17 protein-coding genes and 1 tRNA gene are annotated in these 19,363 nt (G+C 58.5%); 6 read left to right on the top strand and 12 right to left on the bottom strand.

From position 1 onward, the window contains the following. Positions 1-66 precede the first annotated feature (66 nt). From glp to GOX45_RS06845, 5 genes are read right to left on the bottom strand one after another with little or no spacing between them, the layout of a single operon-like run. Positions 67-1,239: a gephyrin-like molybdotransferase Glp gene (glp, locus tag GOX45_RS06865; protein WP_171099353.1), complete on the bottom strand. Its 1,173-nt coding sequence runs from the start codon at positions 1,237-1,239 to the stop codon at positions 67-69. Continuing rightward, positions 1,236-1,709, bottom strand: a complete 474-nt coding sequence (gene moaC, locus GOX45_RS06860) for a cyclic pyranopterin monophosphate synthase MoaC (RefSeq protein ID WP_171099352.1) — start codon at positions 1,707-1,709, stop codon at positions 1,236-1,238. Before moaC ends, glp begins: the two co-directional genes overlap by 4 nt. Then, the gene (gene trpC / locus GOX45_RS06855; protein ID WP_171099350.1) at positions 1,709-2,521 is read right to left on the bottom strand and encodes an indole-3-glycerol phosphate synthase TrpC; all 813 of its coding nucleotides are present in this window, start codon (positions 2,519-2,521) and stop codon (positions 1,709-1,711) included. The genes moaC and trpC overlap by 1 nt, the downstream gene beginning before the upstream one ends. Beyond that, a complete protein-coding gene (gene trpD, locus GOX45_RS06850) occupies positions 2,518-3,537 on the bottom strand; it encodes an anthranilate phosphoribosyltransferase (RefSeq protein WP_171099348.1) in 1,020 nt (339 codons plus the stop codon). The genes trpC and trpD overlap by 4 nt, the downstream gene beginning before the upstream one ends. After that, positions 3,534-4,115: an aminodeoxychorismate/anthranilate synthase component II gene (locus GOX45_RS06845; protein ID WP_171099347.1), complete on the bottom strand. Its 582-nt coding sequence runs from the start codon at positions 4,113-4,115 to the stop codon at positions 3,534-3,536. Before GOX45_RS06845 ends, trpD begins: the two co-directional genes overlap by 4 nt. A 198-nt stretch (positions 4,116-4,313) precedes the next feature. On the opposite strand from GOX45_RS06845, the gene GOX45_RS06840 reads away from it, so the two are divergent. Next, entirely contained in the window at positions 4,314-5,930 is a 1,617-nt protein-coding gene (locus tag GOX45_RS06840) for a divergent polysaccharide deacetylase family protein (protein ID WP_171099346.1), read from the top strand. 62 nt (positions 5,931-5,992) lie between these two features. Here GOX45_RS06840 and trpE read toward each other — a convergent pair whose 3' ends face one another. The 5 genes from trpE to fabI form a co-directional block, all read right to left on the bottom strand. Continuing rightward, positions 5,993-7,504 carry an anthranilate synthase component I gene (gene trpE / locus GOX45_RS06835; protein WP_171099344.1) on the bottom strand — a complete coding sequence of 504 codons (1,512 nt, stop codon included), beginning with the start codon at positions 7,502-7,504 and terminating at the stop codon, positions 5,993-5,995. A 12-nt stretch (positions 7,505-7,516) separates the two neighbouring features. Beyond that, the gene (locus tag GOX45_RS06830; RefSeq protein ID WP_171099342.1) at positions 7,517-9,358 is read right to left on the bottom strand and encodes a peptidyl-prolyl cis-trans isomerase; all 1,842 of its coding nucleotides are present in this window, start codon (positions 9,356-9,358) and stop codon (positions 7,517-7,519) included. 82 nt (positions 9,359-9,440) lie between these two features. Then, on the bottom strand, positions 9,441-10,616 hold the full coding sequence (locus GOX45_RS06825) for an aminotransferase (protein ID WP_171099340.1): 1,176 nt from the start codon (positions 10,614-10,616) through the stop codon (positions 9,441-9,443). Between the two features lie 65 nt (positions 10,617-10,681). Next, positions 10,682-11,191 carry a xanthine phosphoribosyltransferase gene (gene gpt, locus GOX45_RS06820; protein ID WP_171099338.1) on the bottom strand — a complete coding sequence of 170 codons (510 nt, stop codon included), beginning with the start codon at positions 11,189-11,191 and terminating at the stop codon, positions 10,682-10,684. Between the two features lie 5 nt (positions 11,192-11,196). Next, entirely contained in the window at positions 11,197-12,003 is an 807-nt protein-coding gene (fabI, locus tag GOX45_RS06815) for an enoyl-ACP reductase FabI (RefSeq protein WP_171099336.1), read from the bottom strand. A gap of 135 nt (positions 12,004-12,138) precedes the next feature. Here fabI and pdxH point away from each other — a divergent pair, with 135 nt between their 5' ends. The 4 genes from pdxH (at position 12,139) to GOX45_RS06795 (ending at position 13,987) form a co-directional block, all read left to right on the top strand. Beyond that, the gene (gene pdxH / locus GOX45_RS06810; RefSeq protein WP_171099334.1) at positions 12,139-12,744 is read left to right on the top strand and encodes a pyridoxamine 5'-phosphate oxidase; all 606 of its coding nucleotides are present in this window, start codon (positions 12,139-12,141) and stop codon (positions 12,742-12,744) included. A gap of 120 nt (positions 12,745-12,864) precedes the next feature. Next, the gene (locus GOX45_RS06805) at positions 12,865-13,392 is read left to right on the top strand and encodes a cold shock domain-containing protein (protein WP_171099332.1); all 528 of its coding nucleotides are present in this window, start codon (positions 12,865-12,867) and stop codon (positions 13,390-13,392) included. Positions 13,393-13,399: 7 nt separating this feature from the next. Then, positions 13,400-13,867, top strand: a complete 468-nt coding sequence (locus tag GOX45_RS06800) for a DUF192 domain-containing protein (RefSeq protein WP_171099330.1) — start codon at positions 13,400-13,402, stop codon at positions 13,865-13,867. A gap of 43 nt (positions 13,868-13,910) precedes the next feature. Continuing rightward, a tRNA-Pro gene (locus GOX45_RS06795) sits at positions 13,911-13,987 on the top strand. A gap of 121 nt (positions 13,988-14,108) precedes the next feature. On the opposite strand, the gene GOX45_RS22295 is transcribed toward GOX45_RS06795, so the two are convergent. After that, positions 14,109-14,246 (bottom strand): CPCC family cysteine-rich protein, encoded by a 138-nt coding sequence (locus GOX45_RS22295; RefSeq protein WP_171099328.1) that lies wholly within the window; start codon positions 14,244-14,246, stop codon positions 14,109-14,111. A 243-nt stretch (positions 14,247-14,489) separates the two neighbouring features. After that, complete coding sequence (locus tag GOX45_RS06785) at positions 14,490-14,927, bottom strand: hypothetical protein (RefSeq protein WP_171099326.1); 438 nt, start codon at positions 14,925-14,927, stop codon at positions 14,490-14,492. 539 nt (positions 14,928-15,466) lie between these two features. Here GOX45_RS06785 and GOX45_RS06780 point away from each other — a divergent pair. Beyond that, positions 15,467-19,084 (top strand): vitamin B12-dependent ribonucleotide reductase, encoded by a 3,618-nt coding sequence (locus GOX45_RS06780; RefSeq protein WP_171099324.1) that lies wholly within the window; start codon positions 15,467-15,469, stop codon positions 19,082-19,084. Positions 19,085-19,363 lie beyond the last annotated feature (279 nt).

Raw genomic sequence — 19,363 nt, 5'->3', positions numbered from 1 at the left:
GCTTATGCGTTTTCTTTTGTTCTACGCATGTTCACGTTTTGTGTCAACGGATAGAGCGGTGTTCTGTCAGATCGGCAGGTATTCGACCTCTTCGCCAGTGGCGCGGGCAGGATCATTGGGGGCGCGGACCAGCAAGGCATTCGCCTCGGCCAGAACACTCAGCAGTGAGCTGTCCTGATCGGCGCATGCCCGGATACCGTCCGGGCCAATAACTGCGCGCATATAGTGTTCGCGCGGGCCGTTCGGGGTCAGCGGTTCCGCCAGCTTGGCGGTCTGGAACGGTGGCACTGTTTGCGCGACCCCAAGCATCTTACGGATCATCGGGGCCAAGAAAAGATAGCCGCAGACCATGGCGCTGACCGGATTGCCCGGCAGGCCAACCATGGCCGCATCGCCCATCCGGCCCGCCATCAGGGGTTTTCCAGGCCGCATACGGATTTTGTAGAAAGACCGCTCCATCCCAAGGCTGTGCGATACGTCTGCCACCAGATCATAATCACCAACCGAAGCACCACCGATGGTCACGACAAGATCGGCGCCTTTGGCCAGCTCAAACGCCATTTCAAGCGACGACACCGTATCGCGCGCAATGGGTAGCATCCGCACCTCTGCTCCAAGACCTTCCAGCAAGGCTTTAAGGCCAAAGGTATTTGACGCGATGATCTGGTCTGGGCCCGGGGTTTCGCCGGGCATAACCAATTCATCACCGGTTGAGATCAGCGCTACCGTGGGGCGGCGGGTCACAGGTGCGTCGGCGATATTCATCGCCGCCATCAGCGCCACATCTTCGGGTCGCAAAAGACGCGGGGCAGAGATCACCGTACCTGCGGTAAAATCCACCCCCGCAGGCCGCACATTTGTTTTGGTTCCCGGATCGTCCGAGATTGTGATCAGATCTCCGCGCCGGTCGATGTCTTCCTGAATGACCACAAAATCGGTGCCATCTGGCATCGGCGCGCCGGTAAAGATGCGAACGGCCTGTCCTGCGCTGACCGACCCATCGAAACGGTTCCCAGCAGCGGATTCGCCGATAACCTTGAACATGGCGTGCAGCTCAACCTCGGTCGAGTTGACTGCATAGCCATCCATGGAAGATGCCGCAAACGGGGGTTGATCACGCATTGCTGTCACGTATTTGGCCAGCACACGTCCGGCGGAGTGCGCCAGCGGCACAGTCTCACAAGGCAACTGCGAGACCAGATCGAAAAGCAGGGCGCGCGCCTCTTTGACGGTGATCATGTCGCCTTGTAACGGCCTGATTTGCCGCCGTCTTTCAGCAATACGCGGATGCCGCCGATCTCCATCGCCTTGTCCACGGCTTTGGTCATGTCATAGACGGTCAACGCGGCAGTCGAGACCGCCGTCAGCGCCTCCATCTCAACCCCGGTCTGGCCGGAGGTTTTGACGGTCGCCTCGATCTGAACACCGGGCAAATCCGGGTCGAGCGTCAGTTCCACAGCGACTTTGGTGACCGGCAGAGGGTGACACAATGGGATCAGGTCAGGTGTTTTCTTGGCACCCATGATCCCAGCCAGCCGGGCCACGCCCAGCACGTCGCCCTTTTTCGCTCGCCCTTCGGTGATCAGGTCATAGGTGGCCTGCGCCATGCGAATATGACCCGCCGCAACGGCCACGCGGTCTGTGACGGCTTTGTCCGAGACATCGACCATGTGGGCCTGACCTTGCGCGTCGAAATGGGTGAGTGCCATCACATCACCCCGGGAACCAGAGGGTTCGCCAGCAGATCACGCGTTGCTTGTTCCACGTCATCCTGCCGCATCAGGCTTTCGCCGATCAGGAAACACCGCGCGCCATAGCGCGCGATATCGGCCAGATCCTCGCGCGTGCTGAGCCCGCTCTCGCACACAATCGTCCGGTCCACCGGAACCAGTTTGGATAATTGCCGTGTCGTATCAAGAGTGGTCTCGAAGGTCTTGAGATTGCGGTTGTTTATGCCCAATAGGGGGCTTTTCAGATCGGTCGCGCGTTCCAGTTCTTCGGCGTCATGCACTTCGATCAGAACATCCATGCCCCAGTCAAAAGCGGTCTGCTCAAGCTCAGCCGCTTGCGCGTCGCTGACCGAGGCCATGATGATCAGAATGCAATCCGCCCCGAGCGCGCGCGCCTCGACCACTTGATAGGGGTCATACATGAAATCCTTGCGCAGCGCGGGCAGAGAAGTTGCTTCGCGTGCGGCCACCAGGAACTCTTTGGCACCCTGGAAACTGGGCGTATCGGTCAGCACCGACAGACAGACCGCGCCACCCGCCTCATAGGCTTGGGCCAGCGAAGGCGGATCAAAATCGGCGCGGATCAGACCTTTGGAGGGGCTGGCTTTCTTGACCTCGGCGATCAGGCCATAGCCTGTGCGAGTGGCCTTGTTCAACGCTTTGGCAAAGCCACGCGGTTCCGAGGCTTCGTGCGCCTCGGATTCCAAAACCTCAAGGGATTTCTGCGCCTTATCCGCCGCAACTTCCTCAAGCTTATAGGCTTTGATCCTGTCCAGAACGGTCTCGGTCATGCGGCTTCCTGTGTGATACGGGCCAGGGTGGCGATCTTGTCTTTTGCGGCCCCGCTGTCGATGCTTTCGGCGGCCTTGGCAACACCTTCGCGCAGATCCGTGACAGCATCCGCCACCACAAGCGCAGCGGCTGCGTTCAACAGCACCGCGTCGCGATAGGCCGAAGGTTCGCCCTCCAGCAAAGCGCGGAAGGCCTTGCCGTTATCTTCGGGTGTACCACCCAGAATGGCCTCGAACGGATGCACGGGCAGGCCTGCATCTTCGGGGTGCAGTTCAGCCTCTTTGATCTGGCCATCTTCGACAGAGGCAACCCAGCTGATGCCGGTGATGGTCAGCTCATCCGTACCGTCCGAGCCGTGGACCAACCAGGCGTGATCCGAGCCCAAAAGGCGCAGGGTTTCGGCCATGGGGCGGATCAGGTCACGGCTGAATGCCCCGGTGAGCTGGCGTTTGACGCCTGCGGGGTTGGTCAGCGGTCCCAGGATGTTGAAAATCGTCCGGGTCCCAAGCTCTTGCCGGGAGGGCATGACATGGGCGATGGCCGGGTGGTGCATCGGCGCCATCATGAAACCGATCCCGGCCTCTTTTAGCGCTTTCTCAACGGTTTCCGCGCCGACCATCACGTCGATGCCCATCTGTCCCAGCGCGTCAGCGGCGCCTGATTTTGAGCTGAGATTGCGGTTGCCGTGCTTGGCCACGGTGACACCTGCGCCCGCCACGACAAAGGCAGTTGCGGTCGAGATGTTCAGCGTACCCTTGCCATCGCCACCCGTCCCTACGATGTCCATCGCGCCCGCGGGGGCCTGAACCGCGTTGCACTTGGCGCGCATCACGGCGGCGGCTGCGGCATATTCATCAACCGTTTCGCCCCGGGTGCGCATGGCCATCAACAACCCGCCAATCTGGCTGGGCGTCGCTGCACCGTCGAACAGGATCTCAAAGGCTTTTTCAGCCTCGGCACGGGTCAGGGGCCGATCAGCCGCAGCACCGATCAGCGGTTTAAGAGCGTCGCTCATGCGGGGACTTTCATCTCTTTCAGGAAGTTTTTGAGCAGGGCATGACCATGCTCTGAAGCGATGGATTCCGGGTGGAACTGAACGCCATGGATCGGAAGCTCGCGGTGCTGAAGCCCCATGATCGTGCCGTCTTCAAGCTCTGCCGTGATCTCAAGGCACTCGGGCAGAGTTTCGCGTTCCACGATCAGGGAATGATAGCGTGTCGCTTCGAACGGAGATGGCAGGCCGGCAAAAAGGCCTTTGCCACCATGGGACATCGTGCCCATCTTGCCGTGCACGATCTCGTGGCAGCGCACCACCTTGCCGCCAAAGGCCTGCCCAATGGTCTGATGCCCCAGACAGACGCCCATCAGCGGCGTCCGCGTCTCGGCGGCGGCTTCGGTCAGGGCCAGGCAGATACCCGCCTGATCGGGGTCACAGGGGCCGGGGCTGAGAAGGATGGCGGCAGGGTTCATTGCCATCGCTTCTTGCACATCCAGCGCATCATTGCGGCGCACGACCATTTCGGCCCCAAGCTCGCCCAAATAATGAACCAGGTTGTAGGTAAACGAATCGTAGTTGTCGATCAGCAGCAGCATTTGGGTACTTATCTTGTCTTTGGCATTTCGGGCTGGCGATGCAGGCCCGAGCCACGGTATAATGTCGCGACATACATGCTCAGGCTTGTGCGGCAGCGTCAAGAGGACATTCCCCTTGAGGCCACCGGGCGGGCAAGTGCCGCAGCAGATGGCGCATGGGCGAGTGAGGCAGAAAACAACGCGAAAGGCGAGAGTTCGATGAGCGGTTTTTTCGGTGGAGTGATCATAGGGGCATTGACTGTCCTGATCCTGGGCGTGGTGCTGTCGGTGACATCACCATTGGCGCGCAAGCCTGAGGTGGCCGAGCAGGCACCGCAAGAGGTAGTGGTTCCCGATGTGCAAGAGGTCGCCTCCGTGGCTGCGGCTGATGCTGGCGCCGATCTTCTTGATCTGCCACCGGTTGGCCCGGAAAGCCCGTCGGCAGAAGCTGATAGCTTGGTCAATCTGGACGGGCTCGAGGTTGAGGCCGACACCCAACCCGTGACCGAGGCAAACTCTGCGCATCAGGGCTTAGGTACTCCGGGCATTGGAAATTCTGCGCCCGTTGTGGTGGCCTCGGCGACTCCGGTGGCGCTGCAGGCCCCAGGTGTTGTTCCGCAATCGCCCACTCAAGATTCGCAACCCGAAGTGGTGACGACGGCTCCGCCGGCACCAGAGCCAGTGGTTGAAGAAGAAGCCGCCCCACTGCCCGCACCCGAGGTCGTTGCCGAGACCCCGTCGCAGCCCGTCGAAGATATCGCGGACGAAATTGCAACTGCCCCAGAGCCGAAGAACGAGGAAGAATTTGAGGTCGCGATTGTGCAACCAGAGCCTAAACCCGATCCCCAAAAAGTGCCCGCAGCGATCCCACGTCAGGAAGACATTCCGCTGCAGCCAAGCGAACCCCAGGCTCAAAAGCCCCAGTTGATCGAGTTCGATACACCCGATCTGCCTCAGGTCAACGCCACTCCGGTTGAGGCTGAAGAAAAGCCAGCCGAGCAGAAATCACCTCGTATCGCGACTCTGCCGCAAATCGGGGGAAATCAGACCGCTCCCGCTCCGACGCAGGTTGGCAAGCGTGTGGTACCGCTGCCTGAGCGGGAAACCGCGCAGGACAAAGAAGCATCTGCGGCTGAGGATGCGGCGACAGATCCGAAAACGGGCAAGCCGATTCAGGATTATGCCGCCAAGTTTGAAAACCCCGAGGCCAAGCCGCTGATGTCGATCATTCTGATCGATGATGAAGGCGCGTTTGGGGCCGAGGCGTTGCAGGATTTTCCCTATCCGCTCAGCTTTGCTGTCAGCCCGGAGGACCCGGATGCAGCAGCCAAGATGGAGCGCTATCGCGCCGCCGGATTTGAAGTGCTGGCCCTGGCCGATCTGCCCGTTGGCGCCAGCGCGCAGGATGCCGAAGTGTCGTTCTCGGTCTGGCTGGACCAACTGCCCGAGACGGTGGGCATACTGGAAGGCGTGAACACCGGTATTCAGGGCAACCGCAAACTGGCTGACCAAGTGGCGGTGATTGCCGGGGACACAGGCCGTGGCCTGGTCACGCAGGGCAAGGGTCTTAACACCGTGCAAAAGCTGGCTGCGCGCAATGGCGTTCCGTCCAGCGTTGTCTTCCGCGACTTCGACGGTGCACGGCAGGATCCAAATGTTATGCGGAGGTTCCTGGACCAAGCGGCCTTCCGCGCCGGGCAAGAGGGCGCGGTTGTGATGCTGGGCCGTTTGCGCCCCGAAACGATCTCGGCCCTTTTGCTATGGGGGCTGGAAGATCGCAGCAGCCGGGTGGCGATGGCTCCGATCTCTGCTGTGATGCTGCACGAAATCCAGTAATGTGCAAAGGCGGCAGAATGCTCTCTGCCGCCTGTCAAAGGTCAGCCCCTATTGGGATAAGCCTATGAATTCCCGTTTCCGGTAAACCGGGCCGCATCCGCAGCTGCCCGACGGATCGCGTTCGATTTGTGAACGGTTTCCATGAACTCCGCTTCGGGGTCGCTGTCATAAACAACGCCGCCACCGGCCTGGATATAAAGCTTCTGGTCTTTCACGATGGCTGTGCGCAAGGCGATGCACATGTCCATATCGCCACCGGCGCTGAAATAACCAACCCCACCGCCATAGACGCCGCGTTTTTCAGGCTCCAACTCATCAATGATTTCCATTGCGCGCACCTTGGGTGCGCCCGAGACGGTCCCTGCAGGCATCCCAGCAAAGAACGCGTCCAGCGCGTCTTTGTCTTCGGCCAGCTCGCCCACCACGTTCGATACAATATGCATCACATGGCTATAGCGCTCGATGATGAACTCTTCGGTCGGGCGCACAGTGCCGATCTTGGACACACGGCCCGTATCGTTGCGGCCCAGATCCAAAAGCATCAGATGCTCGGCGAGCTCTTTCTTGTCCGCAAGCAAATCCAATTCGTTTGCCTTGTCCTCTTCCGGCGTGGCACCGCGCGGGCGAGTGCCCGCGATGGGGCGGATGGTAACCTCGCTGCCGAAGACCCGCACAAGGATCTCGGGGCTGGCCCCTACGACCTGAAAGCCGCCGAAGTTGAAATAGAACATGAAAGGCGACGGGTTGGTGCGCCGCAGCGAGCGATAGAGCGCAAAAGGAGGTTGCGGGAAATCCTGGGTCCAGCGCTGCGCCGGAACGACCTGAAAGATGTCACCGGCGCGGATGTATTCCTTGGCCTTCTCGACCGCCTCCATATATCCGGATTTGGTAAAGTTCGAGACAGGCGGGCCGGCCTCAAGCGCTTCGCCCAGATCGCGTGTCTCGCTTGGCATCGCGCGTTCCAGATCGCGAACCGCATCCATCACACGTTCTGCAGCTTGCGCGTAAGCTGCCTTTGCCGACTGTCCGTCACTGACCCAGGCCGGAGACACCACGGTCACCTCGCCTTTGACACCGTCCAGCACGGCAATCACAGACGGGCGCAACATGATCGCATCGGGCAGGCCCAAAGGATCTGGGTTCACATCTGGTAGATGTTCAACCAGACGCACCATGTCATACCCCAGATACCCGAACAGCCCGGCCGCCGCTTGCGGCAGGTCATCCGGCAGTTCAATACGGCTTTCAGCCAGCAGCGCGCGCAGGTTGTCCATCGGGTTGCCGTCCTGCGGAACAAAGGCCTCGGCATCATAGCGGGCCGAGCGGTTCAGGGCCGAGCCTTCGCCGTGACAGCGCCACACCAGATCGGGTTTCATACCGATGATCGAATACCGGCCCCTGACTTCACCACCGGTGACCGATTCCAGCATGAACGCATCTTTCTGCGCACCGGTCAGTTTGAGCATCAGCGAAACCGGCGTATCCAGATCCGCTGCAAGGCGCGTATACACGACTTGGTTTTCGCCCGCTTCATAGGCGCGCGCGAAACTGTCGTACTCGGGTGTCAGGGACATGTCAGGTCTCGTTCAATAGGCGGCTTGCACGGCGTTCAGCGCTTGCTGATCCACAACCGGTCGGGCTCGTGTCTGCGCGTCACGGACATAGATTTCAAAGATGTTCTGGGCCAGCTCCTGATTCATCTGTGCGGCCAGCGCCTCTTGCATACGGCGTTGCTCATCGGTTTCTGCCGGGGGCAATTCCTCATCCAGACGCACGATATAGGCCGCACCGGGCCCCGAAATGACGCGCATTTCACCGGTGTCCATCTCAAAGACCTGAGACATGAAATCAGCGGGCACGTCATCCAGGAACGCAGTGCGCGTCAGCGCATTTTCCACGCGGAAAGGCAGACCGGTGGCGGTAAAGTCACCATCTGTGGCCAGTTGTGTCAGCACGGTGTTGGCTTGCTCTTGCAGAGCCTTCGCGATTTCCTGCTGAACCCAGGCTCCAGCCACGCGCTCGCGCGCGCTGTCCAAGGGTTCGGGACGGGGTGCCAGTTCTTCTTCGAGCCGCAGTGCAAAGATCGAGCCGTCCTCAAGGAAATCGATCTCGGGGAAATCACCCTCTTGCACGGCCTGCGCCGCTGCCCGGAATTCGTTATAGGCGGCTATGCCTTCGCCACCCTCGCTGGTCCAGTCGATTGTGCCCAGTTCCAAGTCGGATTCACTGGCCAGTTCTTCCAGCGTCGCGCCCCCGGCCAATAGGTCATTGAGATCTTCGGCTTGCGCCTCGATCTGGCGGCGCGCACGGTCTGCGGCTAGTTCTTCGCGCAATTCCGGCTGTGCGTCCTCAAAGCTGACATTGCTTTCGGCAAGTACACCGTTCACGCGAAACAGGGCTGGGCCAAAGACAGAAGGCAGTGGCCCCACAACGTCATCGATCTCGGCGCCAAATACGGCATCTGCAGCGTCACCGAGATCTTCGCGGGTCACATCACCGAGATCAACATCGCTCAGTTCCAGATCGCGGGCACGAACCAATTGTTCGAACGTCGCCCCACCGACCTCGAACTGGGCCAAGGCTTCGGTTGCCGCGGCCTCGTCAGAAAAGACGAGACGTTCGACAAGGCGCCGCTCGGGCTGTTGGTACTGGCTGGCGCGGTCTTCATAGAGCTTGCGCATCGCGTCTTCATCCACCTCGATCGAGTCCAGCAGGCTGTCGGGTGAAAGAACCACATAAGTCAGTCTTTTGGTGCGGGGCAGGGTGAATTGGTCAGTATTGTCATCGTAATACGCCTGGATTTGAGCATCGGTAGGGGCAGGGACCTCAGACTCCAGTGCGGATTCGTCCAAAGTTGCAACTGTGAAGCTGCGCCGGGCCAGCACATAATTTGCCAAGGCTTCGGTAAAGATTGCGGGCATCTGAACACCACTGGTGACCGCACCCTGCACAAGCGTGCGCGCAGAATCCTTGCGCAGATCTTCCTCGAACTCAGATTCGCTCAACCCGGCCTGTTCCAGTTGAAACCGATAGGCTTCACGGTCGAACGTGCCGTTCACGCCTTGAAACGCTTCGATCTGCACGATCTCGTTTTGCAGGTTTTCATCGCCCACCGACACGCCAAGCTGGGCCGCTTCATTGTCCAATGCCGCCTGCGCGACAAGACGCGACAGGGCAAGTTGATCCAGACCCAGTTGATAGGCCTGCGAAATCTGCATCGGCTGACGCGTCTGCGCCTCGATCGCACGGATTTCGTTCTGAAGCTCGCGCACATAGGTATCAACCGAAATGCTTTCGTCGCCGACCTGCGCCACGGTCCGGACGGTCCCCGTCAGGCTGGTGGCGCCGAACCCGGCCAGACCCAGCATCAGCAGGCCCATGAGGATCCATACAAATGTCTTTGATAGGTTTTTCATGCCTGCGGCCATGGTGCCCTCTTGTTCAGTGTTTGCGGGTTTGAACCCGAGTGGGTGCGGCTTTGAATACGACGCCGACTGCCGGGGGGCAAGCTTAGAAGGTCAGAGCCTGCAACCGGTCAAACAATTGCGTGATACCGGCGCGGTCAAGATTGGCAAAAGCCACGCGCAACTGTTGTTTTCCAGCTGGATCATGGTCGGGCATGAACATTGTACCAGGCAGCAGCAAAATGCCTGCATCCTTCACCAACTGGCGCGCCAGATCGTCAGACGCGATGTCGAACGGGTGTTCGAGATAGGCAAAATACGCGCCCAGCCCCAAGAGCTTCCATCCTTTGGCTTCGAGTGCAGGCATGCCCTCGGCAATGGCGGCGCGGCGATCCAGGATTTCATCCCGTTCCCCGGCCACCCATTGTGACAGGTTCTGCATCCCCCAAAGGGCCGCGAACTGGCCCAACTGGCCGGGGCAAATGGCGACGGTATCCAGAAATTTCTCGATCTCGGACAGCAGCGCGGGGCTGGTGGCCAGCGCGCCGACGCGATGCCCGGTCAGGCGATAGGCTTTGGAAAAGGAATAGAGATGCACAAGGGTCTGATCCCAGCCCGGTTGCTGGAACAGATCGTGCGGCGGGCCGGACCGGCTGTCGAAATCGCGATAGGTCTCGTCGACCAGAAGATGGATACCAGTCTCTTGCGCCAGTTCAAAAAACGCGAGCATCAGTTCGGCGGGGTATTCAACGCCGCCGGGGTTGTTGGGGGTCACCAGCGCAATTGCGCGCGTTTTGTCGGTGATGAGTGCACGTGCCTGTTCCGGGTCGGGCAACAGGTCGTCCCCCGTTGGCAGATCGACCGCGCGCACGCCCGCCATGTCGAGCCACATTTTATGGTTGAAATACCACGGGGTCGGCAGGATGACCTCATCCCCTTGATCGGTAAGCGCCGAGATCGCCGCAGAAAACGCCTGGTTGCAGCCTGAGGTGATGGCCACCTGATCGGCTTCGACCTTGGCGGCGTAATGGGTGCTGATCTGCTGGGCCAATTCAGCGCGCAGATCCGGGTTGCCCAGCACCGGCCCATAAAGATGGGCGCTGTCTTGTGAGAGCGTAAACTCGGCCATGGCCTGTCGCAGCGCCAAGGGCGGCGGATCCACCGGCGCGGCCTGGCTGACATTGATCAATGGTGTGTCGTCGCTGAAGGTTACACCGTCAAGCCAGCGGCGCGCCTCCATCACCGGAGGGGGGAACGTGGCGCTGGTGCGTGTATGAGCCATGGCAGGACCGATATTTTTGGGCGAGGCTCTGCCTCGCGCTCCGAGGTATTTTTGAACAGAAGAAGTCAGTCGGTGCCGCGATAGGGCTCGACATATTGCAGGGCCATGTCCCAGGGGAAGAAGATCCAGGTGTCCTGGCTGACCTCGGTGATGAAAGTGTCGACCATCGGGCGGCCTTTGGGTTTGGCGTAAACCGTGGCGAAATGGGCCTTGGGGTACATCTCGCGCACCAGCTCCAGGGTTTTGCCGCTGTCAACAAGGTCGTCCACGATCAGGATACCGGTTCCGTCGCCCATCAGGTCGGCATCGGGCGCTTTGAGCACTTCGGCTTCGCCCTGTTCCTGATGATGGTAGGACCGCACACTGATTGTATCGACCGTGCGAATGTCCAACTCGCGGCTAACAATCATCGCAGGCGCCATGCCGCCACGGGTGATCGCCACCACGGCGCGCCAATTGCCGTCATCGGGCCCTTGCCCATCCAGCCGCCATGCCAGAGCACGGGAATCGCGGTGGATCTGATCCCAGCTGATGTGAAAGCCTTTTTCGTGCGGCAGACGATCTTTGGCGCTCATGATCCTTATCCTTTTTCGATGTCGGGCGCGTCGACGGCTTTCATGCCGACAATATGATAACCTGAGTCAACATGCAGGTTTTCGCCGGTGACACCGCTGGACAGATCTGAGAGCAGATACAGCGCCGATTTGCCGACATCGTCGATGGTCACGTTGCGACGCAGGGGCGAGTTATATTCGTTCCACTTCATGATGTAGCGGAAATCGCCGATACCACTGGCGGCCAATGTCTTGATCGGACCTGCCGAGATCGCGTTGACGCGGATACCGTCCTTGCCCAGATCCTCGGCCAGGTATTTGACCGACGCCTCAAGCGCGGCTTTGGCCACGCCCATCACATTATAATGGGGCATGACTTGCTCGGCACCGTAATAGGTCAGCGTGATGGCGCTGCCGCCTTCGCCCATCATCTTCTCCGCCCGCTGCATCACCGCGGTGAAGGAGTATACGGAAACGTCCATCGTCAGATTGAAATTGGCGCGGCTGGTTTCGACGTAACGACCGCGCAATTCGTTCTTGTCCGAGAAGCCGATGGCATGGACAACGAAATCCAGCTTGCCCCATTTCTCCTGAAGTGCGGTAAAGAGGGCATCAATCGAGGCCTCGTCGCTGACATCGCATGGCAGGACGATGTCGCTGCCCAATTGCTCGGCCAGCGGATCAACGCGTTTTTTCAGCGCATCCCCTTGGTATGAAAAAGCCAGCTCTGCCCCGGCATCGGACAAGGCGCGGGCGATTCCCCATGCAATTGACTTGTCATTGGCCAGCCCCATGATGAGGCCACGTTTGCCGGCCATCAACTGATTTGACATGTTCGGATCTCCGCCTGTCGTCGCGTTACGTTCGGTTGGTTTATGCCATTGAAAGCGCTGCATCAAGGCCGTGCGCTCTTGCCGTAGGGCGGTTCTCGGCCTAGGGTCGTGCCTAATACTTTCCGAGGGATGGAAATGGACGAACGCAGCGGCATATTTGCTGGGACTAATCCGTTTGAAATTGCGCAGCGCTGGCTGAACGAGGCCGAAGCAAGCGAGCCAAATGACCCCAATGCGATTGCCCTGGCAACCGTAGATAATGATGGTTTGCCCAATGCCCGTATGGTATTGTTGAAAGAGATCGAGTCCGATGGGTTTGTTTTCTATACAAACTATCAAAGCGCTAAAGCTGCAGAATTGGACTCCGCCGGCAAAGCAGCCTTTGTGATGCACTGGAAATCACTGCGTCGGCAGATTCGGGTGCGCGGGGAAATTTCGAAGGAAAACGGCGCGCAGGCAGATGAATATTATGCGTCGCGTTCCCTCAAAAGCAGATTGGGGGCTTGGGCCTCGCGCCAGTCACAGCCCCTGGAAAGCCGTGCGTCGCTGATGGCCGAGGTCGCAAAGGTCACTGCAAAGCTCGGGACTAACCCACCCAGGCCAGAGTTTTGGGGAGGATATAGACTAAGGCCGCTAGAGATCGAATTTTGGGCAGATGGGGCGTTTCGCCTGCATGACAGGTTCCGGTGGAGGCGGGACTCAGGCGATAAGAGCTGGGTGGTGACCCGCCTAAATCCGTGACTTTCACGTCACGTGAAATGCAAGATGTTGTAAACGCAAGGGATTTTCGGCTTGAATTTGTGTGTTAATCTCATAGAACCGAAGACTCCAAAACGTTAATGTTTTCATGAAGAGAAGACAGTGCCAGAAGATCTGAACAGCATGTACCGCGTCCGCGGACACGTAAAGTGGTTCGACCCTGCCAAAGGGTACGGATTTGTCGTGTCTGATGAAGGTGGTCCTGACATTCTGTTGCACGTCAATGTGCTGCGCAATTTCGGGCAAAGCTCGATTGCGGATGGCGCTGGTATCGAGATCATGACACATCGCACGGATCGCGGTGTTCAGGCCGTTGAAGTGGTGAGCATCGATCCGCCCGAACGTGGCGATATGATGATGTTGGCCGATTTTGCCGAGATGGATCCTACGGCCATTTCGACAGCTCCGCTTGAGGCCGCGCGTGTCAAATGGTTCGACAAGGGCAAAGGCTTTGGTTTCGCCAATGTGTTTGGCAGCAGTGAAGATGTGTTCCTGCATATAGAAGTCTTGCGCCGTTCGGGCCTGGCTGATTTGCAGCCCGGTGAGGCGCTTGCCATGCGGGTGATCGACGGCAAGCGTGGCCGGATGGCTGCACAGGTGCTGGCTTGGGAGGCCGCTCTGAACGGATGAGGACCCCATGATCAGGTTCTTCTGGGTTCTCGCCTTTATGACATTGGCGCTAAGTTCTGTTGCTTCGGCCGAGTGCCGCGCAGATCGGGTTGCGTTGCGAAATGATGCAACGGAAGTCCGTTTCGACATCGAACTGGCCGTGACGCCGCAAGAAAGATCGCGCGGGCTGATGTTCCGCGAAGAAATGCCGCTCAGATCTGGTATGCTGTTCGTTTTCGATCCGCCGCAACGCGTTGCGTTCTGGATGAAAAACACCTTGATCCCATTGGATATGATCTTTGTCGATCGGCGAGGCACAGTGACACATGTGCATGAAGGCGCGGTTCCCGGTGATCTGACCCCGATTGAGGGTGGAGATTCGGTCTATGCGGTGCTGGAAATCAATGCTGGTTTGTCATCGCGCTATGGGATTGTGCCGGGCACCGAGATGCAGCACGAAATTTTTTCTCAAGGTCCTGCAATTTGGCCCTGTTAGGGCTTTTCAAATCAGATCAGCGCGTTTAGGAAGGCGCACGGTCCGGGGCGTGGCGCAGTCTGGTAGCGCACCTGTTTTGGGTACAGGGGGTCGTAGGTTCGAATCCTGCCGCCCCGACCACTTTTTCTTGAAACGGCAGCGAATGCATTGATCGGGTCCAAAAACTACCTGTTGGTTGGTTTGCTTGCCCGGTCCAAAAGAAACTCGAGTTTTTCGAGATCAATTTGCGGGCATGGATCCGTCATGGTTCCGATGTAAGCCAACAGTTCTTGTCTTGCCCGTTATCTTCCCACCAGCACACCATACAGATTTCATAATTTCCGCGTTCTCTCAGGGTTGGTAGCCGACAGCAAGGACAAATTTTTTGATCCGTTTCCATAAAAGACACCTCAAAAGCTCGGCTTGCCAGAGAAAAAGCGGTTGTGTCGCGCGCTTTGCTCAGTCATTCGAAATGCGGAAAGGCGTAGGCCTTGTTTTGCATCGACCTTTCGTTTCGACCTTTGTCGAGTTGCGCGTCCTATACCAACAATGTTTGCGCTCGCTTCGACCACCCCCCAAACAATCCCGCAGTTTTCGGCGATGGTGGAAACTACGCGGTTTTGTGTGATCCCGACTGCCCAAGCTAGACCGGTTCTCCCCCGAAACCGAGGTAGATTTGTGAAAAGGTTCGATCCAATGCGGTGCCTTCGACCGGGACGCGCAGCGCATCGCCATTCTGTTGCGGGACCAGGAAGTAGAGATCCGCGTCAACGCGGTACCCGTCCGAATTCTTGGATGATTCCAGCCGTGTGACGATTTTTGGCAGGTCTTGCGGGTAACCACCGAAACGAAGAATCAAAAACGCGGTTGCTTCGGGTGGTAGCACTTCGTGGCATTCCGCACTGTTGCGGCCGTTTTTGTAAAAGTCTTCTCCGGGTCCGGCGCAGTCAGTCTCGAAACTGCTGAACAGGTTTTCAGGATAGCTTGGAAATTGTGCGCTGCGCGACCCGATTGGCACATCTTGTGGTGTGCAGGCCACGATTGCCAACACAGCGAGCAGCGCAGGAATGTGTCTGAACATGTTCTGGCGTCTCCTTTTGGTCGGCTCGCAAGAGGCAGTATGACATGCGCAAACCCGTTGCTGCGATGATTCTCTGTTATCTATGTTAATGGGAAGCCGGATGATGATTTTCCAATAACTTTGCCGGGAAAAACAAGAATTTCGATTTGAGCACTGCGTCATTTGCCTGCGCGATTTGGGGATAAAGATGTGGAGGAATCAGGCAAGCGCCCGATGGGCAGGACAGAGCTTTCGGCGTCAACAAAAAAGATTTCAAAAAAGTTGGAAAAGCACGTTGACTGGATATGGCTAGATACGCCAAATTGTATGAGCCGGAAGGATTGCTACTAAATCTGGTATAGAAAACCAGAGAGTGGGCAACGGGCGAGGGTCGGAAAGCACTTTATTCATACGTGCAACCGTTGGATCGGGAAGCGCGCTGCCTCTGGCGGCGACCGATTGCCCTGTGTCTGGATTCCGGTGGGTAATGGGCGGCACCGAGCACCACAATATCAGGTGTCTGGAACCGGAAGTTGGGCTGTAAATAATAAGGCGCGGACATGAAGATTGAGAGAAAATTCACCAAACCAGGGCAGGACGCATATTCAGAGCTGGATTTCGTGTCCGCCACGTCGGAAATCCGCAACCCCGATGGCACCATTGTTTTCCGGCTGGACGACATCGAGGTGCCGTCGAGTTGGTCGCAAGTGGCCAGCGATGTGATCGCGCAGAAATACTTCCGCAAGGCGGGCGTCCCCTCCAAGCTGAAGAAAGTCAAAGAAAAAGACGTGCCCGAATTCCTGTGGCGTTCGGTGCCTGCCGACGACGCGGAAATGGGTGGTGAAATCTCGTCCAAGCAGGTGTTTGACCGTTTGGCCGGTGCCTGGGCTTATTGGGGCTGGAAAGGCGGCTATTTCTCGACCGAGGAAGACGCGCGCGCCTATTTCGACGAAATGCGCTATATGCTGGCGACGCAGCGCGCCGCACCAAACTCGCCGCAATGGTTCAACACTGGTCTGCATTGGGCCTATGGTATCGATGGTCCGGCGCAGGGGCACCACTATGTCGATTACAAGACCGGCAAACTGATCAAATCAAAATCCGCCTATGAGCATCCGCAGCCGCATGCATGCTTTATCCAGTCGGTCGATGATGACCTGGTGAATGAAGGCGGCATCATGGATCTGTGGGTGCGTGAGGCGCGGCTGTTCAAATACGGCTCGGGCACTGGGACCAACTTCAGCCATCTGCGCGCCGAAGGTGAGGCGCTGTCAGGTGGCGGCAAATCCTCGGGCCTGATGGGCTTTCTCAAAATCGGTGATCGCGCGGCTGGCGCGATCAAATCAGGCGGGACAACCCGTCGAGCAGCGAAGATGGTGATTGTCGATGCGGATCACCCCGACATCGAACAATTCATCGAATGGAAGGTAATCGAAGAACAGAAGGTGGCCTCGATCGTTGCCGGATCGAAGATGCACGAAAAGATGCTGAACGGTATTTTCGAGGCCATCCGCTCTTGGGACGGCGCGGCAGATGACGCCTATGATCCCAACAAGAATGACAGCCTGAAAAAGGCGGTGCGCGAGGCCAAAAAGGTCGCGATCCCAGAGACTTACATCAAGCGCGTGCTGGACTATGCGCGGCAGGGTCACGACAGCATCGAATTCCCCACATATGACACCGACTGGGATTCCGAGGCCTACAGCTCAGTCTCGGGCCAGAACTCGAACAACTCGATCCGTGTGACCAACGCGTTCCTGACAGCCGTTGAAAAAGACGCGGATTGGGAGTTGATCAACCGCACCGATGGCAAGGTTGCCAAGACAGTCAAAGCGCGGGATTTGTGGGAGAAAGTCGGCCACGCGGCCTGGGCTTGTGCCGATCCGGGCATCCAGTTCCACGACACCGTGAATGAGTGGCACACTTGCCCGGAAGACGGCGAGATCCGCGGCTCGAACCCGTGCTCGGAATATATGTTCCTGGATGACACGGCCTGTAACCTGGCCTCGATGAATCTGCTGACCTTCCTCAAGGATGGTGAGTTCCAGGCAGCAGACTACATGCATGCCTCGCGGTTGTGGACTCTGACGCTGGAAATCTCGGTGACCATGGCGCAATTCCCGTCCAAGGAAATTGCCAAACTGTCCTACGATTTCCGAACCCTCGGTCTGGGCTATGCCAATATTGGCGGTCTGCTGATGAATATGGGCTATAGCTACGACTCGGATGAGGGGCGTTCGATCTGTGGTGCGCTGACTGCGATCATGACCGGTGTGGCCTATGCCACCTCGGCCGAGATTGCCGGAGAACTGGGCGCTTTCAAAGGGTACGCGCGCAATGCCGACCATATGCTGCGCGTCATTCGCAACCACCGTCGTGCAGCGCAGGGGGTGACTGAGGGCTACGAGAAACTCGCGGTGAAACCGGTGCCTTTGGACCACGGCAACTGCCCCGATAAGCGTCTGATCGATCTGGCCATGTCGGCTTGGGATGAGGCGTTGAGCCTGGGTGAGAAACACGGCTATCGCAACGCTCAGGCGACCGTGATTGCGCCCACAGGCACCATTGGTCTGGTGATGGATTGCGACACCACCGGGATCGAGCCCGACTTTGCTCTGGTCAAGTTCAAGAAGCTGGCAGGCGGCGGATACTTCAAGATCATCAACCGTTCGGTGCCGTCGGCGCTGGAAAAGCTGGGCTATTCTTCGGCTCAGATCGAAGAGATCGTTGGCTACGCGGTTGGTCACGGCACCATCGGCAACGCGCCGGGGATCAACCACACCTCGCTGACCGGTCATGGCTTTGGCCCCAATGAGCTGGCCAAGGTGGATGCCGCACTGGAAAGCGCCTTCGACATCCGGTTCGTGTTTAACCAGTGGACCTTGGGCGAGGATTTCTGCACTGGCGTATTGGGTATCCCAGCGGCCAAGCTGAATGACCCAACCTTCGATCTGCTGCGTCATCTGGGCTTTACCAAAGCAGATATCGACGCGGCCAACGACCATGTCTGCGGGACCATGACGTTGGAAGGTGCGCCGCATCTGAAGGAAGAGCACTACGCCATCTTCGACTGCGCCAACCCTTGCGGCAAGAAGGGCAAGCGGTTCCTGGGCGTAGACAGCCACATCACCATGATGGCGGCAGCGCAAAGCTTCATCTCGGGCGCGATCAGCAAGACGATCAATATGCCCAATGACGCGACCATCGAGGATTGCCAAAAAGCCTATGAGCTCAGCTGGTCGCTGGGTGTGAAGGCCAACGCGCTTTATCGTGATGGCTCGAAACTGTCGCAACCGCTGGCCGCCGCGCTGGTCGAAGATGATGATGAAGCGGCAGAGGTGCTGGAAAGCGGCTCACTCGCTGAAAAGGCCGCCGTTCTGGCCGAAAAAGTCATCGAGAAGGTGGTGGTCAAGGAACTGGTCCGTTCGCATCGGGAAAGAATGCCCGAGCGGCGCAAAGGCTATACCCAAAAGGCCATCGTGGGTGGACACAAGGTGTACTTGCGGACCGGCGAATACTCGGACGGGTCGCTGGGCGAGATCTTCATCGACATGCACAAAGAAGGCGCGGGCTTCCGGGCGATGATGAACAACTTTGCCATCGCCGTGTCGGTCGGTCTGCAATATGGCGTGCCGCTGGAAGAGTTCGTCGACGCCTTTACCTTCACCAAGTTTGAACCGGCTGGGATGGTGCAGGGCAACGACTCGATCAAGAACGCGACGTCGATCCTGGATTACATCTTCCGCGAACTGGCTGTGTCTTATCTGGATCGCACCGATCTGGCCCATGTCAAACCCGAAGGCGCCTCGTTCGACGATATCGGACGCGGGGAAGAGGAAGGCGTTTCAAACGTCTCGGAAATCAGCGACAGCGCCGCGTCCAAGTCCCTGGAAGTGCTGAAACAAATCAGCTCGACCGGGTATCTGCGCAAACGCCTGCCGCAAGACCTTGTGGTGTTCAACGGAGGTCAGGCCGAGGTGACCGGCATGGCCGAACCCGCCGCCAGCTTTGAGGCCCCGGCTGAAACTGCTGTCGCAACAAGCATGGACGCCCGTACCAAAGCCAAGATGCAAGGCTACGAGGGCGATCCTTGTGGCGAATGCGGAAACTACACTCTGGTGCGCAACGGCACCTGCATGAAATGCAACACCTGCGGCGCGACAAGCGGGTGTAGCTAGGAAAGACCGCCCCGGCAATGGGGCGTAGGGGCCAGGATTTCCCTCGGAATTCCGGCCCCGCCGAAATACGGAACAGGACACAGCCCAAGACTTACCCATGGCGTCCTGTTCCACTCGGCCGACATGCCCGTGTTGGCCGGGAACAGGGTGGGGCGGAATATTGCTCTTTCCCACTCTTTCACGGGGCGGGTGCGCTCGCCCCATGCGCAGTCCAGGCCGCAGGCAAAAAAACACCGGGCGGTCAACGATATGAGCCTGGAAGGCGAAACTCAAAAGGGG

Source organism: Ruegeria sp. HKCCD7255 (assembly GCF_013031565.1).
GTDB lineage: Bacteria > Pseudomonadota > Alphaproteobacteria > Rhodobacterales > Rhodobacteraceae > Ruegeria.
This window is presented reverse-complemented; position numbering and strand designations above follow the sequence as displayed.